General features: G+C 72.8%; 12 protein-coding genes. 6 read left to right on the top strand and 6 right to left on the bottom strand.

Annotated elements, in window-relative coordinates; translation table 11 throughout:
* Positions 1–257: 257 nt before the first annotated feature.
* On the bottom strand, positions 258–1,388 hold the full coding sequence (locus OHA37_RS02825; protein WP_266902084.1) for a substrate-binding domain-containing protein: 1,131 nt from the start codon (positions 1,386–1,388) through the stop codon (positions 258–260).
* A gap of 295 nt (positions 1,389–1,683) precedes the next feature.
* Between OHA37_RS02825 and OHA37_RS02820 the strand changes: the two genes are divergently transcribed.
* Entirely contained in the window at positions 1,684–2,631 is a 948-nt protein-coding gene (locus tag OHA37_RS02820; RefSeq protein ID WP_266902082.1) for an aldo/keto reductase, read from the top strand.
* Between the two features lie 14 nt (positions 2,632–2,645).
* Here OHA37_RS02820 and OHA37_RS02815 read toward each other — a convergent pair whose 3' ends face one another.
* The 3 genes from OHA37_RS02815 to OHA37_RS02805 all read right to left on the bottom strand — a co-directional run bounded on the left by OHA37_RS02815 (position 2,646) and on the right by OHA37_RS02805 (position 7,441).
* The gene (locus OHA37_RS02815) at positions 2,646–3,587 is read right to left on the bottom strand and encodes a carbonic anhydrase (protein ID WP_328693001.1); all 942 of its coding nucleotides are present in this window, start codon (positions 3,585–3,587) and stop codon (positions 2,646–2,648) included.
* 186 nt (positions 3,588–3,773) lie between these two features.
* Entirely contained in the window at positions 3,774–4,718 is a 945-nt protein-coding gene (locus tag OHA37_RS02810; RefSeq protein WP_266902078.1) for an ABC transporter permease, read from the bottom strand.
* A complete protein-coding gene (locus tag OHA37_RS02805; protein WP_266902076.1) occupies positions 4,715–7,441 on the bottom strand; it encodes an alpha/beta fold hydrolase in 2,727 nt (908 codons plus the stop codon). The genes OHA37_RS02810 and OHA37_RS02805 overlap by 4 nt, the downstream gene beginning before the upstream one ends.
* 609 nt (positions 7,442–8,050) lie before the next feature.
* Here OHA37_RS02805 and OHA37_RS02800 point away from each other — a divergent pair.
* The 5 genes from OHA37_RS02800 to OHA37_RS02780 all read left to right on the top strand — a co-directional run bounded on the left by OHA37_RS02800 (position 8,051) and on the right by OHA37_RS02780 (position 12,094).
* The gene (locus OHA37_RS02800) at positions 8,051–9,601 is read left to right on the top strand and encodes an ATP-dependent DNA ligase (protein ID WP_266902074.1); all 1,551 of its coding nucleotides are present in this window, start codon (positions 8,051–8,053) and stop codon (positions 9,599–9,601) included.
* A gap of 61 nt (positions 9,602–9,662) precedes the next feature.
* Complete coding sequence (locus OHA37_RS02795) at positions 9,663–10,298, top strand: helix-turn-helix domain-containing protein (RefSeq protein ID WP_266902072.1); 636 nt, start codon at positions 9,663–9,665, stop codon at positions 10,296–10,298.
* 17 nt (positions 10,299–10,315) lie between these two features.
* Entirely contained in the window at positions 10,316–10,471 is a 156-nt protein-coding gene (locus tag OHA37_RS02790; RefSeq protein WP_266902070.1) for a DUF6126 family protein, read from the top strand.
* 64 nt (positions 10,472–10,535) lie between these two features.
* The gene (locus OHA37_RS02785; RefSeq protein WP_250738009.1) at positions 10,536–11,618 is read left to right on the top strand and encodes an NAD(P)H-dependent amine dehydrogenase family protein; all 1,083 of its coding nucleotides are present in this window, start codon (positions 10,536–10,538) and stop codon (positions 11,616–11,618) included.
* Positions 11,615–12,094 carry a carboxymuconolactone decarboxylase family protein gene (locus OHA37_RS02780; protein ID WP_266902064.1) on the top strand — a complete coding sequence of 160 codons (480 nt, stop codon included), beginning with the start codon at positions 11,615–11,617 and terminating at the stop codon, positions 12,092–12,094. Before OHA37_RS02785 ends, OHA37_RS02780 begins: the two co-directional genes overlap by 4 nt.
* 82 nt (positions 12,095–12,176) lie before the next feature.
* Here the strand turns inward: OHA37_RS02780 and OHA37_RS02775 are convergent, their stop codons facing one another.
* Together OHA37_RS02775 and OHA37_RS02770 are read right to left on the bottom strand one after the other, a co-directional pair.
* Positions 12,177–13,832 (bottom strand): GMC oxidoreductase, encoded by a 1,656-nt coding sequence (locus OHA37_RS02775; protein ID WP_266902062.1) that lies wholly within the window; start codon positions 13,830–13,832, stop codon positions 12,177–12,179.
* A 449-nt stretch (positions 13,833–14,281) separates the two neighbouring features.
* Entirely contained in the window at positions 14,282–14,926 is a 645-nt protein-coding gene (locus OHA37_RS02770) for a DUF6629 family protein (RefSeq protein ID WP_266902060.1), read from the bottom strand.
* Positions 14,927–15,052: the final 126 nt, after the last annotated feature.

Raw genomic sequence — 15,052 nt, 5'->3', positions numbered from 1 at the left:
CACAAACCCCGGCCGCGGCGCCGGGAACGACACGGGGGCGGGAACGGTACGCGGGCGGGAACGGTACACGGGCGGGAGCGACCCGGTCCCCGCGTGGGCGGATGGGACCCGGGGCCGCCGCTCCCCAAAGAGGCGGCCCCGGGGCTGGTTGCGAGCCTCATCCTTTTGTGCGGACGATCATGTCGTCAAGACCGAATCCGCATTTCGATCGAAACGCGCAGGAGGGGCGAGCGCTCGGGCCCCGCATCCTCCCGGGACTACGGCCGGACGGTCAGCCGGGGAAGCAGGTCGAGATGCTGCCGCGGCCCCTCCCGCCCCGCCCCGCGGTCCTCCAGCCGGTCCAGCAGCATTCCGGCCGCCCGCGCCCCCACCTCGCGCTTGGCCGGCGCCACCGCCGACAGCGGTACGTCGGCCAGCTCGGCCACCTCGTCGTCGTACGTGATCACCGCCAGGTCCTCCGGCACCCGCACCCCCCGCGCCTGGAGCCGCGGGATCAGCATGATCGCGTCCGTGTCGCTGTGGATCAGGGCGGCGGTCACCCCCCCCTCCGCCACCGCCGCGCACAAGTAGTCCAGGGTCCGCGCGAACGCCTCCGCCTCCGCGAGCGGCGCCGCTCCGGCCGCGGGCCACGCCGGAGCCGGCTCCAGACCGAGCGTGGCCACGGCCGCCGCGTAGCCGGTCCGCAGCCGCCCCGACGTCGGGGTCTCCCGGCTGGCCAGGGCGATCCGCTTGTGACCCAGTTCCGCCAGGTGCCGCACGGCCCGCGCCGCGCCGTCCGCGTGGTCGGAGGTCACCCGGTCCAGGGAAGCCGCGGGATGCCCCGGCGGGGCCCACCGCTCCACCAGGACGGTGGGCACGGGCAGTTCGGCCGTCCACGCCCCTTCGCCGGGTCCGGCCGCCCCGGCCGCCCAGTTCGGGGTCAGCAGCAGGCCGTCGGCCCCCGTGGACAGCAACCGGTCCGCCTGCGTGCGGTCCTCGCCCGCCAGATACCGCGTCAGCCCCACGGCGAGCCGCGCGCCCCGTGCCTCGACCACCTCGCGGGCCCCCCGCACGACGTCGGCGAAGTAGTACTCGGTGGTCGGCACGACCATCCCGATCACCAGCCCGGCGCCGCCCCGGCCCGTGGCGGCGGCCGCGGCCGTGGCCGCGTCGGAGACCGCCTGCGCGCCCGTGGAGCCGGTCTCCGCGCCCACCGAGTCGGACTCCAGCCGGCTGATCACCCCGTGCATCCGCCGGATCTCGCCCCGCGCCGCCATCGCCTCGACGTCCCGCCGCAGGGTGACGGGGGAGATGCCCAGTTCCCTGGCGAGGTCCGCGACGCGGGCACTGCCCCGGGCCCGGACGAGGGAGAGCACCTGGGCCTGGCGCTGGTCGACATGTGGTCTCAAGGATCCCCCTGCGGTCTGCGTCGTCCGTGGTCCGTGGTGCGTCCGCGTGGTGCGCGCGCCGCTCGATTCCACCACAGAAAGCCGAAACGATCGATTCGATCGAATCGGGTCAGCCGGTCAGCCGGTCAGCGACGCGACGAGCACAGGGGCCACCCGTCCCAGCCGCCCCACCCATCCCACCCGTCCCGCCCGTGCCGCGGGCCCGTCCCGTCCCGCCCGGTCGGGGAGACCGGTGGCGATCTACACTGCCGTCCTGTCGACCATGTGCCGGACGAGTGCGGAGGAACGAAAAGACATGCGCCATCTCCCCCTGGGCAGTTCAGGTCTTCAGGTCTCGGCGATCGGGCTGGGCTGCAACAACTTCGGCGGCCGCCTCGACGCCCGGGCCACCCGCACCGTCGTCGACGCCGCTCTCGACGCGGGCATCACCCTGCTCGACACCGCAGACATCTACGGGGGCGCCGGGGGCTCCGAAACCCACCTCGGCGAGGCCCTCAAGGGCCGCCGGGACCAGGTCGTCCTCGCCACCAAGTTCGGCTACGACGGCGTGGACATGGGCTACGGACCCGCCGCCGGCTCCCGCGCCGGCCGCGCCTACATCCGGCGCGCCGTCGAAGCGTCCCTGACCCGCCTGCAGACCGACCACATCGACCTCTACCAACTCCACAGCCCCGACCCGGCCGTTCCCGTGGCCGAGACCCTCGCCGCGCTCACCGAACTCGTCACCGAGGGCAAGATCCGCTACATCGGCCACTCCAACTTCAGCGGCTGGCAGCTCGCCGAAGCCGCCCACGTGGCCCGCGAAACCGGCGCGGCACCCTTCGTATCGGCCCAGAACGAATGGTCGCTGCTCCAGCGGTCGGCGGAGCGCGAGCTCGTCCCGGCCGCCCTGCACTACGGAGTCGGGGTCCTTCCCTACTTTCCGCTGGCCAATGGGCTCTTGACCGGAAAGATCCGCCGCGGCGCCCCCGTCCCCGCGGGCTCCCGCCTCGAAGGCCGCGACGCCTACCTCACCGACGAGCGCCTCGACATCGTGGAAGCCCTGGCGGCGCTCGCCGACAAGCACGGGCGCACCGTGCTGGAACTCGCCATCGGCTGGCTCTCCGCCCAGCCCGGCTGCGCCTCCGTCATCGCGGGCGCCACCTCCGCCGAGCAGGTACGGGCCAACGCGGCCGTCGCCGACCGGCCGCTCGACGCCGAACTCCTGGCGGAGGTCGACGCCGTAGCGGGGGCCGTCGGCTGACCGCAGTCCCGCCCTCAGGAGGCGTCGGGCGACGGACTGCCGAAATCGGACTCCGACGGGGACGCGGAGACGGACGCGGAGACGGACGCGGAGGCGGACGCCGAGGACGATGCCGACTCCGACGGGCTCGGCGAGACGCTCCCGGAGGCACTGGCTGACGCGCTGGCCGACGCGCTGGCCGACGTACTGGCCGACGTACTGGCCGACGGGCTGGCGGAAGCGCCGCCCGTCGGCGCCCCCGTCAGCACCTCCACCTGACCGGTGTCCAGCGAGTAGTAGGCGCCGACCACGGCCAGCGAGCCCTTCTCCACCAGGGGTGCCAGATCCGCGTTGGCCCGCAGCTCGTCCGCCGTCACCTTGATCTGATTGCGGATCATCGTGTCGACCGGGTCGGAGCCGGGATCCTTGACCGTCAGCTCGTACGCCGGCACCAGCGCCTTCTCGATCGCCCGCAGGTTGCCGGGCAGCGGCTTGCCGTCCCGCAAGGCCTTGTACGAAGCGTCGATGGCCCCGCAGCGCTGGTGCCCGAGGACCAGGATCAGCGGGGTGCCCGCCGTCATCGGCCCGAACTCCACCGACCCGGTCACCACCGGGCCGACCGCCTGCCCGCCCGTGCGCAGCACGAACAGGTCGCCGAGCCCGGTGTCGAAGAGCAGCTCCGGCGGCACCCGGGAGTCGATGCACGCCAGGATCACGCCGTACGGATCCTGCGCCTGCGCCACCAGCTCGCGGCGGTCCGGATCCCGGTCGGGGTGGTTGAGACTGCCGCTCACCCAGCGCTTGTTGCCCTCCAGCAGGCGGCTGTACGCGCCCTCGGGGGTGCTGGGCCGAGGCTCCGGCGCGGCCGTCGTCCGCTTCGGGGAGCTCTTCGCCGAGCACCCGGTGAGCAGGGCCGCGGCGGCCGTGAGGCCGCCCGTCAGCACGAACCTGCGAGGCGGAAGTCCTGCTCTGTCCATCGGTCGTACCCCTCGGTGCCGTTCGGACGCGTCCGTACGTCCTGACCGAGGCGATTCTTGGGGGGTACGGGCCGCCGGGGCGGCAGGCACACGCGGGTCCGCCCGGGTTGGCCCCCGACGGCCGAACGGGGCCGTGCGTCATCGCACGGCCCCGCGGGCCGGATCCCGGGCTTCAGCCACCGGTCCTCAGGACACGATGTCCTTGCGGGAGAACCCGCGGAACGCGAGGGCGAACAGCACCACCGCGTACGACACCGACACCACCGTCCCCTTGATCATCCCGCCCCATTCGAGCTGCGGCTGCAAGGCGTCGGCCCAGGCGAACTGCCAGTGCGCCGGCAGGAACTCCCGCCAGGACCCCAGCGCCGTCACGGCGTCGAGCACGTTGCCGACGATCGTCAGCCCGACCGCCCCGCCCACCGCGCCCAGCGGCGCGTCCGTGCGCGTCGACAGCCAGAACGCCAGACCGGCCGTGACCAACTGCGATACGAAGACGAACGCCACGGCGATGGCGAGCCGCCCGATCGTGTCCCCGGCCGGCAGCGAACCACCCGCGGGGAGTTCCAGCGGCCCCCACCCGTAGGCGGCCGTACCCGCCGCGAGCGCCACCAGCGGCAGCAGGACCATCGCGGCCAGGCTGAACCCGAGGGCCACCACCAGCTTGCTCCACAGCAGCCGGGCCCGGGGCACGGGCGAGGCCAGCAGGTAGCGCAGCGAGGACCAGCTGGCCTCCGAGGCCACCGTGTCCCCGCAGAACAGCGCCACCGGCACCACCAGCAGGAACCCGGCGGACACGAACAGGCAGGTGGCCGCGAAGTTCGCGCCCGAGGCCGTCGCCGTGTCGATGAGGGTGATCCGGCCGTCGTTTCCACCGCGGCTGCCGGGGCCGCCGCCGACCGCGAACGCGATCATCAGGATGAAGGGCAGGGCGGCCAGGATCCCGCCCATCACCAGCGTCCGCCGCCGGCGCCACTGCCGCAGCGCTTCCACGCGCAGCGGCAGCGTCCGGCCGGCCCGGTAGCCGTGGGCGACCTCGCGGCCGATGCCGTCCGGCGTCACGTCGCCGTTCGCGGGCGAGTCCGCGTTCCCCGCCCCGTTCCCGTTCGCGTCCACATCCGTCACGGTGTTCATGCCGCGCCTCCGATCAGGGTGAGGAACGCGTCTTCCAGCCGCCGGTGCGGTCCCACTCCGGACACCGGCACCTCCAGCCGTACGAGTTCGGCGATCAGCTCGGCGGCGCTCGCGCCGTCCAGCCGTACGAGCAGACCGTCCTCGGCGCTCGCCACGGACTCCACTCCCTCCAGGGCGGCGATCTTCCCGACGACCGCCTCGTCCACCGGCTGCGCCAGCGACACCAGCAGGACGTCCCCGCCGCCGGTGATCTCGGCGACCTCGCCCGCCTGGACGAGCCGGCCGCGGTCCATGACCACCAGGTGCGTGCAGGACTGCTCGACCTCCGACAGCAGGTGGCTGGAGACGATGACCGTCCGCCCGCCGGCCGCGTACCGGATCATCACGTCGCGCATCTCGCGGATCTGCGGCGGGTCCAGACCGTTGGTCGGCTCGTCGAGGATCAGCAGGTCCGGCATGCCGAGCATGGCCTGGGCGATCGCGAGGCGCTGGCGCATGCCCTGCGAGTACGTGCGGACCGCCCGCTCCAGGGCGTCGCCGAGCCCGGCGATCTCCAGGGCCTCCTCCATGTGGGAGTCCGCGGCGGGGCGGCCCGTGGCCTGCCAGTACAGCTCCAGGTTGGCGCGCCCCGTCAGGTGCGGCAGGAAACCGGCACCCTCCACGAAGGCGCCGACCCGTGAGAGCACGGGCGCGCCGGCCCGTACCTGGTGCCCGAAGACCCGGATCTCCCCGGCATCCGGAGTGATCAGGCCCATCAGCATCCGCAGGGTCGTGGTCTTGCCCGCACCGTTGGGTCCGAGCAGGCCGAGCACCTGGCCCTTCTCCACCCGGAAGGACAGGTCCCGTACGGCGTAGCGGTCCTGCGCCTTGGCGTACCGCTTGGTCAGCCCCGTGATCTCCAGTGGTACGTCGGCCAGCGCGGGGTCGGGCTGCGGTGCGCCCGCCCGGATCCCGCCCGGCCCCCGGCCGGTCCTGCGGATCCCCACCAGCCCCGCGGCCAGCAGCGCGGCCCCGAGCGGCATCCACCAGGTCCAGGCGGGCAGCCCGGAGGACGCCGTGCGCACCCCGCCCGCGACGGGCACGGCCAGAGGGCCCTGCGCCGAGACGGTGTAGGCCGCGGGCGCGGCCGGGGAGGCGTAGCCGAGGTCGGTGGCGGCGACGACGAGCCGTAGCCGGTGCCCGGCCTCGACGGCGTGGTCGATCGCGGGCAGCCGCAGCTCGACGGTCTTGTCCTGCCGGGCGTCCTCCACCCGCACCGGGGCCACCAGCTGACTGGGCAGCACCTGCTGGCGCCCGTCGGGGCCGACGTCGTACACCTTGCCGAACAGGACGGCCGAACCGTCCTCAGCTGTAGACCTCACCTTTAGGGTGATGGTCGGGGTCCCGGTGATCCGGGTTTCGGCGGTCAGAGGCTCCGAGTCGAACCGGGCGTTCTGCCCGGGGAAGTCCAGCGAGAGGCCGCCTCCGAGGGCGGCGAGCTGCCCGCCGATGCCCGGCAGCGCGGACAGCGCCGGCGGCGCCCCGCCCGCCGGGTTGGCGAAGGTCTGCTCCCGGCCGGTCAGGGCGAACTCGCGCGGCCCGGACAGCAGCCCTGGATAGGTGGAGCCGCTCGCTCCGCGCAGCGTGACCCGGCCGTCGGTGGAGTCGATGCCGCCGGAGCGCGAGACGCGGAAGGCGGGACCGGTGTCCACGGAGGCGTCGTCCTTGAGGTAGCGGTCGAACCAGGTCTGCACCCGGCCCTCGACGCGGTCCGCTTCGCGCATGCCCCCGTCGTGCCCGCCGGCCGCCCAGTCCACGGAGACGGGCGCGCCGTTGGCGGCGATCGCCCGGGCCATGGCATCGGCCTGGTCCAGCGGGAAGAGGGAGTCGTCCTGGCCCTGCGTGATCAGGGTCGGCACCTTGATCGCGCCGCCGACCGCCGAGGGACTGCGCCGCTCCAGCAGCGTGCGGGCCTCGGGGTCGGGCTTGCCGGCCACCGCGACCCGCTCGTACATGGCGCACAGCTCCGGCTGGAAGCGTCCGCAGCCGGGCGCGGCCGGGGCCGCCTGCGGGGCGGCGCCCTGGGCGGAGGCGCCGGGCTGCAGGCCGCCCGCGGAACCGGTGGTGAAGAAGAGGCCCGCCCACAGCTTCTTGAAGACGCCGTTCGGGAAGAGGGAGTCCGCGAGGTTCCAGTAGGTGATCGAGGGGGCGATGGCGTCCACGCGCGGGTCGTTGCCGGCCGCGAGCAGTGAGATCGCGCCGCCGTAGGAGCCGCCCGCGATTCCGACGCGCGGATCCCCGGCCGCGTCCAGGCGCACCCCGGGCCGGGCGGCGATCCAGTCGATCAGCCGGGAGACGTCCTTGACCTCGTACTCGGGATCGTTCAGCCCGATCTTCCCGCCGGAGCGGCCGAAGCCGCGCGCGGACCAGGTGAGCACGGCGTAACCGTCGCGGGCGAGGCGTTCGGCCTGCGGCCGCATGTCCTCCTTGCTGCCGCCGAAACCGTGGGCGAGGAGCACGGCGGGACGTTTCGCCGCACCGTCCCCCGTGGTGTCCCCACTGGTGAAGTACGAGATGTCGATCCCGGCGCCGGGCATGTCGAGGACCTTGTCCTCGCGGCGCACGGACGGGGCGTCGCCGGCCGCGGCGGTGGCCGTGAGGGTGCCCGCCCCCGCGACGACGGCGAGCGCGGCCGCGCCCGCGAGCAGGCGGGTTCGGCGGCGCCGGGGCAGTCGGAGCTTCATACGGGAACCCTAAGCGCCAGGCCGTCGGCGGCCGCGCTCCCGCAGGCTGAACTGCGGACGTCCTCAAGGACTACGCCGGGCGGTCGGCATACCGCGCCTGCGGTACGCGGCGGGCCGGAGCCGGTGCCGGTGCCGTGCCGGTGCGGTGGCCGGGACCGGGAGTCCGGGCCGGGGGCCGGGGGCCGGGACGGACCGGGGGGGTGGAAAGCCCGGCGGGGTCGGGCCGGGGGCGTTTCCTTCCCCACCCCGCCCCTTCCCGAAACTGGGGCTCCGCCCCAGACCCCGCGCCTCAAACGCCGGCGGGGCTGGATGAGCAGGGTTCCGCCCCGGACCCTGCGTCTCAAGCGCCGGCGGGGGTGGATGAGCGGGGCTGCGCCCCGGACCCTGCGCCTCAAGCGCCGGCGGGGGTGGATGAGCGGGGCTGCGCCCCGGATCCCGTGCCTCAAGCGCCGGCGGGGGTGGATGAGCGGGGCTGCGCCCCGGACCCTGCGTCTCAAGCGCCGGCGGGGGTGGATGAGCAGGGCTGCGCCCCGGACCCTGCGCCTCAAGCGACGGCGGGGCCGGCTGTGCCGGGCTGCGGTGCAGGCCGCGCGGCGGGAGGATGGCCGCATGTTGCTGGCCGAGGTTGCGCGTGTGTCCCGGGCGGTTGCCGAAACCTCCGGCAGGTCGGGGAAGACCGCTCTGCTCGCGGAGCTGTTCGCCGCCGCGCCCGCCGAGGAGGCCGCGCTGGTGGTGTCCTACCTCGCGGGCCGGTTGCCCCAGGGCCGCCCGGGGATCGGCTGGCGCGCGCTCGCCGGGGAGAGCGAACCCGCCGCCGAGCCGACCCTGACCGTGACCGCCGTCGACGAGGCCGTGACCCGGTTCGCCGCCGTGTCCGGGGCCGGCGCCCAGGCCGAGCGCCGCCGGATCCTGGACGGTCTGCTCGGCGCGGCCACCGAGGCCGAGCAGCGGTTCCTGCGCAGCCTGCTCGGCGGGGAGGTGCGCCAGGGTGCGCTCGATGCCGTGGCCCTGGAGGGGGTGGCCGCCGCGGCAGGGGTGCCCGCGGCGGCCCTCCGCCGGGCCGCCATGCTCGACGGCTCCCTGCCCCGGGTGGCGGCGGCCGTGCTCGCCGACGGGGCGGCGGCCCTGCGCGAGGTCACCCTGCGCGTGGGGCAGCCCGTACAGCCGATGCTGGCGAACACCGCCAAGTCGGTGGCCGAGGCCCTGGCCGCGCTCGGGCCGTGTGCGGTGGAGGAGAAGCTCGACGGGATCCGGGTGCAGGTCCACCGCGAGGGGGACGACGTACGGGTGTACACGCGCTCCCTCGACGAGATCACCGACCGGCTGCCGGAGGTGGCCGAACTGGCGCGGTCCTTTCCGGGGGACCGGTTCATCCTCGACGGGGAGGTCATCGGACGCTCTGCCGCGGACGGGCGGCCGGTGCCGTTCCAGGAGGTGGCGAGCCGGGTCGGCTCCCGCGCCGACGTCGAGGCCGCCCGGCGGACCCTCCCGGTCGTCCCCTACTTTTTCGACGTACTGGCGGCGGGCGACCGGGTGCTCCTCGACCTGCCGGTGCGCGAGCGGTACGCGGAGCTCACCGCCCTGGTGCCGGAGGAGTGGCGGGTCGGCCGGCTCGTGGTCGAGGACCCTGCGGGGCAGGCCGCCGAGGCGGAGGAGTTCTGGACGCGGACCCTGCGCCGGGGGCACGAGGGCGTGATGCTCAAGGCCCTCGACTCCACCTACGCGGCCGGCCGGCGCGGCAAACACTGGCTCAAGGTGAAACCGGTGCACACCCTGGACCTGGTGGTGCTCGCCGTGGAGCGGGGCCACGGCCGCCGCACCGGCCTCCTGTCCAACCTGCACCTGGGCGCCCGGACCGCCGACGGCGGCTACGCCATGCTCGGCAAGACCTTCAAGGGACTCACCGACGAGATGCTGCGCTGGCAGACCGAGCGGCTCGGCGAACTCGCGGTCGAGGACGACGGCCACACGGTCCGGGTGCGCCCCGAACTGGTGGTGGAGATCGCCTACGACGGCCTGCAGCGCTCCCCCCGCTACCCGGCCGGGGTCGCCCTGCGCTTCGCGCGCGTCCTGCGGCACCGCCCCGACAAGCGGGCCCAGGACGCGGACACCGTGGAGACAGTGCTCGGCGGGCCACCCGGACCCGACGACGCCGCGTAAGGGTTTTGCCTGAGAGGCAAGGCGGATTGCCAGGGAGGTAAGAGTCTGGCTCAATCGGGGCATGACAACCGGTCCTGCCCCCGGCCCCGCCGAAGCCGAGCTGCCCACCGTGGCCCCGCAGCTGCGCGATCTGCGCCGCCGGGCCGGACTCACCCTGGAGGCCGCCGCCGCCCGGGCCCGGCTCTCGCCGGCGCACCTGTCCCGACTGGAGACCGGCCGCCGCCAGCCCTCGCTGCCGCTGCTGCTCGGACTCGCCCGCACGTACGGCACGACGGTCTCGGAGCTGCTCGGGGAGACCCCGGCCGTCGCCGATCCCATCGTACGGGCAGGCGGTCCGGGCGCCCGCGAGGCGGACGGCTGGACGTACTGGCAGGCCGGCGGCTCCGGCCGCGGGATGCAGGCGCTGCGGGTGCACGTCCCGCACGGCCGCAGCCAGGGCGAGCTGGTCCGCGTACACCCCGGGGAGGAGTGGCTCTACGTGCTGCAGGGGCGGCTGCGGCTGCACCTGGGGGAGACCGAGTACCTGCTGGAGCCCGGGGACAGCGCCCACTTCGACTCGCTCACCGCGCACCGGATCGGCGCGGCCTCGGCCGCCGGGGCGGAGCTGCTGTTCGTCCACACCCTGCTGCAGAGCAGCCTCGCCGGCCTGTGCCTCGGCGGCGGCACCGGCACGGGCGCGACCACACACCACCGATAGGCGAGGAGCCGTACGCCATGCCCGATACGCAGGACACGCAGCACGCACCGCAAGCACAGCAGTCGAAGTTCCCGCGCGGTCTCATCATCCGGCTCATCGCCTACTTGTTCGTAGGCCATTTGTTCGCGTTCTTCGTTTACTTGCTGTTTGTCCTGGGTGCGCAAAACCAGTGACAGCGGGCCGGAATTTCCGTACACGGCTCTAGGAACCTACAGGTCCTGAAGCTACCCTCCGCGCATGATTTCCACGGTTGTCTGGGGTACCGGCAACGTCGGCCGTTTGGCCATCCGTGCCGTAGAGGCCCATCCGGCGCTGAAGTTGGCCGCCGTCATCGTCCACAATCCAGAAAAGGTCGGCCGCGACGCCGGTGAGCTCGGCGAACTCGACTACGAGACGGGCGTCGCCGCCACCGACGACATCGAGGCGGTCCTCGCGGCCCGCCCGCAGGCGGTCGTCTACGCGGCGTCCGGCGACATCCGCCCCGACGACGCGCTCGCCGACATCACCCGGGCCATCCGCTCCGGGGCCGTCGTCGTGAGCCCCGCCCTCTATCCGCTCTACGACTACCGCAGCGCCCCGCCGGAGTTCCTCGATCCGGTGACCGCCGCGGTCGCGGAGGGCGGCGGTTCGCTCTTCGCCTCCGGCGTCGACCCCGGATGGGGCAACGACGTGCTCCCGCTGCTGCTCAGCGGGCTCGGCACCCGGATCGACGTCATCCGCTGCCAGGAGATCTTCGACTACTCCACCTACGACCAGCCGGACTCCGTCCGCTACCTCATCGGCATGGGCCAGCCCATGGACTACGAGCCGATGATGCTCATGCCCTCCATCCCGACCATGGTGTGGGGCGGCCAGATACGGATGATGGCCCGGGCGCTGGGCGTCGAACTCGACGACATCCGCGAGACCGTGGAGCGCCGCGCCCTCGACACCACCGTCACCACGCGCACGATGGGGGAGTTCGAGGGAGGCACCCAGGGCGCCATCCGCTTCGAGGTGCAGGGGATCGTCGAGGGCGAACCCCGCATCGTCATCGAGCACGTCACCCGCATCCACGCCTCCTGCGCCCCCGACTGGCCGACCCCGCCCGACGGCGGTGACGGCGCCCACCGGGTGATCATCGAGGGCCGCCCGCACATCGAGGTCACCATCGAGGCCACCGACGAGGGAGAGAACCGCTCCGCCGGCGGCAACGCCACCGCGGTCGGACGCCTCGTAGGAGCCATCGACTGGCTGGTGGAAGCCGAACCGGGGCTCTACGACGCCCTGGACGTCCCCCTGCGCCCCGCCGTCGGCAAACTCGGAAGGAAACTGTCATGAAGATCGACATACCCGAAGGCCAGCACCCCATCGAGTACGTGTGGGGCGATCTGGTCCCCGGCATCGGAATGGCCGCCGCCAACTTCTCGCTGTCCGTCTACGCCCACACCACCCTGGGGCTGCGGGAGTTCGAAGCGGCACGGCTGCGCGTCGCGCAGATCAACGGCTGCATCTTCTGCCTGGACTGGCGCACCGACCGGGACGGGGAGAAGGTCGAGGACGAGTTCCCCGAGGCCGTCACCGAGTGGCGCACCACGAAGGCCTTCGACGAGCGCACCCGGCTCGCGGCGGAGTACGCGGAGCGGTACTGCCTGGACCACCACGGCCTGGACGAGGAGTTCTGGGAGCGGATGACGGCCCGCTACAGCCAGGTGGAGATCGTGGAGCTGACGATGAGCATCGGCTCCTGGCTGGCCTTCGGCCGGCTCAACCACGTGCTGGGCCTCGACAGCGTCTGCGTGCTGCCGGGCCACTGAGCGCGGAGCGCGTGCGGTGCGCACACGGGTCCGGGGCCGTCGGAGAATCCGACGGCCCCGGTCTTCGTGCGCTCCGCCGCCCCTAGAGGTCGGTGGCGATGATCTTCTCGATGTTGCGCTCGGCGAGCGCCGTGATGGTGACGAACGGGTTGACGCTGGTGTTGCCGGGGATCAGCGCGCCGTCGATGACGTACAGGCCGGTGTAGCCGTGCAGGCGGCCGTAGTTGTCGGTGGCCTTGTCCAGGACCGCCCCGCCGAGCGGGTGGTAGGTGAGGTGGTCGCCCCAGATCTTGTTGGTGCCGAAGAGGTCGGTCCGGTAGATCGTCCCCTCCTTCGAGTTGATCTTGTCGAAGATGGTCTTCGCCATGGCGATGGACGGCGCCTTCCAGGCCGTCTGCCAGTTCAGTTCGACCCCGCCCGTGGAGGCGTTGTACGTGAACTCCGCGCGGTTCGGGTTCTTCGTGATCGACAGGTAGAACGAGGCGTACGTCTCGATGCCGGTCGGCAGCGGCGCCACCTCGGCGAACGCGCCGCCCGCGTCCCAGTTGTCGATGCCGCCGCAGGGGATGGAAGCCTGCACCTTGCCGGTCGCGTCCCACATGTGGTTGGCGCGGCCGCACATGACGTTGCCGTTGTCGCCCCAGCCCTTGCCGATCTCGTTGTTCAGGTTGGGCAGGGCGCCGGTGGCCTTGAGCCGGACGAGCAGCTTGCTGGTGCCGACGCTGCCGGCCGCGAAGAACACCTTGTCCGCGACGACGGTCTTCGTGCCGACGGTGTCGCCCGTGGTGTTGATCTGGTCGATGACGACCGTGTACCCGCCGCCGGAGGCCGGGGAGACCGAGGTCACCTTGTGCAGGGGCGAGATGGTGACCTTGCCGGTGGCCTTGGCCTGGGCGATGTAGGTCTGCTGGAGGGACTTCTTGCCCGCGTTGTTGCCGTAGAGGATCTCTCCGGCGACGGCGGACTTGGGGACGGTCCCGGCCGCCTCCTGCTTCATGTAGTCCCAGTCGTACACGTCCGGGACGAAGACGAAGGGGAACCCGGCGCGCTGGGCGTGCTTGCGGCCGACGCGGGAGAACTGGTAGCAGTCGACGCTTTCGAACCAGGCCGGGTCGATCAGGCTGACCCCGAGGCCCGCGTTGGCGCGCGGGTAGTAGGTGTTGTACATCTCGTCCGCGTTCACCGTCGGCAGGACGGCGCCGAAGTTCGCGCGCTTCGGGGTGACCGCCATACCGCCGTTGACCAGCGAGCCGCCGCCGACGCCGCGGCCCTGGTAGACGATGATCCCGCCCATCTCCTCGGCGTCCAGGATGCCGGTGTAGCGCGGGACCGCCTTGTCGATGGGGAAGCCCAGGAAGTTGCTCAGCGGCGCCTTGGTCTTGGTGCGGAGCCAGTAGGCGCGGTAGTCCGGGGTGGTCGTGTTGCAGAAGATCTTGCCGTCCGAGCCGGGGGTGTCCCAGGCCATGCCCATTTCGATCATGTGGACGTCCACGCCGGCCTGGGCGAGCCGCAGGGCGGCGACGGAACCGCCGTATCCGGTACCGATCACGAGGGCCGGTACGTGCGCTCCGTTGTCGATGGGGCCGGCGGCGGCCGCGCCGGCCGTGGCGGCCTGGGCCTGAGACGGGGCGATCTGACCGGCAAGGGCCATTGCGCCCAGGATGGAACCCGTTCTACCGAGAAATCCTCGGCGCGAGACGCCGTTCTGGTTCGTTTTGTGCAGGCCTTTGTCGCTCATGTGAGCTTCCTCACTCTAGGCGGAATGAGAACGAGTTCTACTGCCGAGCGCTTGCGAAGTCACTAGATACGTCAAGGCATCTTTCGTCGGAGGCGGCCGCGCGAGGTGCCGATTCGGGCCCTGTGGAAGGGAGTTGAAGGTCCCATCGGACGCTGGGAACGACGACCCGCTGTGGATGGCCGGTGCTCCCGGAGTGACGGAAGCGCTCGGCGGAAGCGGCCCTCGGGTGAGGTGTGTACGACCGAATCCACCACGTCAGAAGTCGAACGCGTTACGAGAAGTCCCGCCGCCCCGAGGCGGCGGGACTCTCGCCCCACCCCGCCACTCCGCCGTGGCTGCATCCGGTGGGCTCCGAGGCTGAAAAGCGACAAACCGCAAGGTGGGCCCGTGGCCGGCGCCCGAATCTTTTTACCTTCGGCGGGTGCTCCTGTTCTGCGTCCGGGCCGGTGTTACAGGCTCTGCGCACCCCGCCGGGCGTCCGCGCGTACAGAAGGGGAACGCGCACGGCCGCCGGTCCAGACCAGGATCAGCGTCGAGGCGGCCGCGGCGAAGGAGCACCAGGTCGAAGCGAACTCCAGCCGCCACAGCGCGGCGCAGACGAGGGCCCCGGCCGTCATGAGGAGGCCGAGCAGGCGCAGGCGGCGGTCCCCCGAGAGGAGCAGGGCGCCGAGCGTGGCGAACAGATAGCCCGCCAGGGCCAGGGGCATCCAGGGGACGTCCACCCCGTACCCGAGGGTGTGGCCGCGGAGCTCGGCGCTCACCGGGCGGGTCGCCAGGCAGGAGGAGAGGTACGCGCCGGTGGCGGCCGGCCACCGCAGCCGGGGCCTGAGCTCGGGCTCTGCGGCGAGGAGCACCCCGAGCGGCACCCATACGGGCAGCAGCGGGAGGGCGATCACCGCCCAGGCGGTGGTGGCCGTGCCGCAGCCGCCCCCGGAGTTCCAGACGGCGGCTTCGATCAGCTGGTGCGCTCCCAGGATCAGCGGGAGCGCGGCGAGGGGGAGGTCCCGGGCGCGCCGGGTCCGCACCAGGCAGGCGATCCCGACGGCGCTGATGACCGTGCCCGCCGTCAGATCGGCCGTCGCGCTCCAGCACATGAGGCCCTCCCGATTCCACGGTAGGCCGCGGCGCGAGCGTCTGCCACACCACGGATCAGTGGAAAAACTCGACAGAAACAAGAAGATTCCTGCATGACCCTTGCCGTGTTTGCGTTTGCGGTCCTA

This window comes from Streptomyces sp. NBC_00335 (assembly GCF_036127095.1).
Taxonomy (GTDB): domain Bacteria; phylum Actinomycetota; class Actinomycetes; order Streptomycetales; family Streptomycetaceae; genus Streptomyces.
Note: the sequence above shows the minus strand (reverse complement) of the source record. Positions and strands in the feature narration are given on the sequence as shown.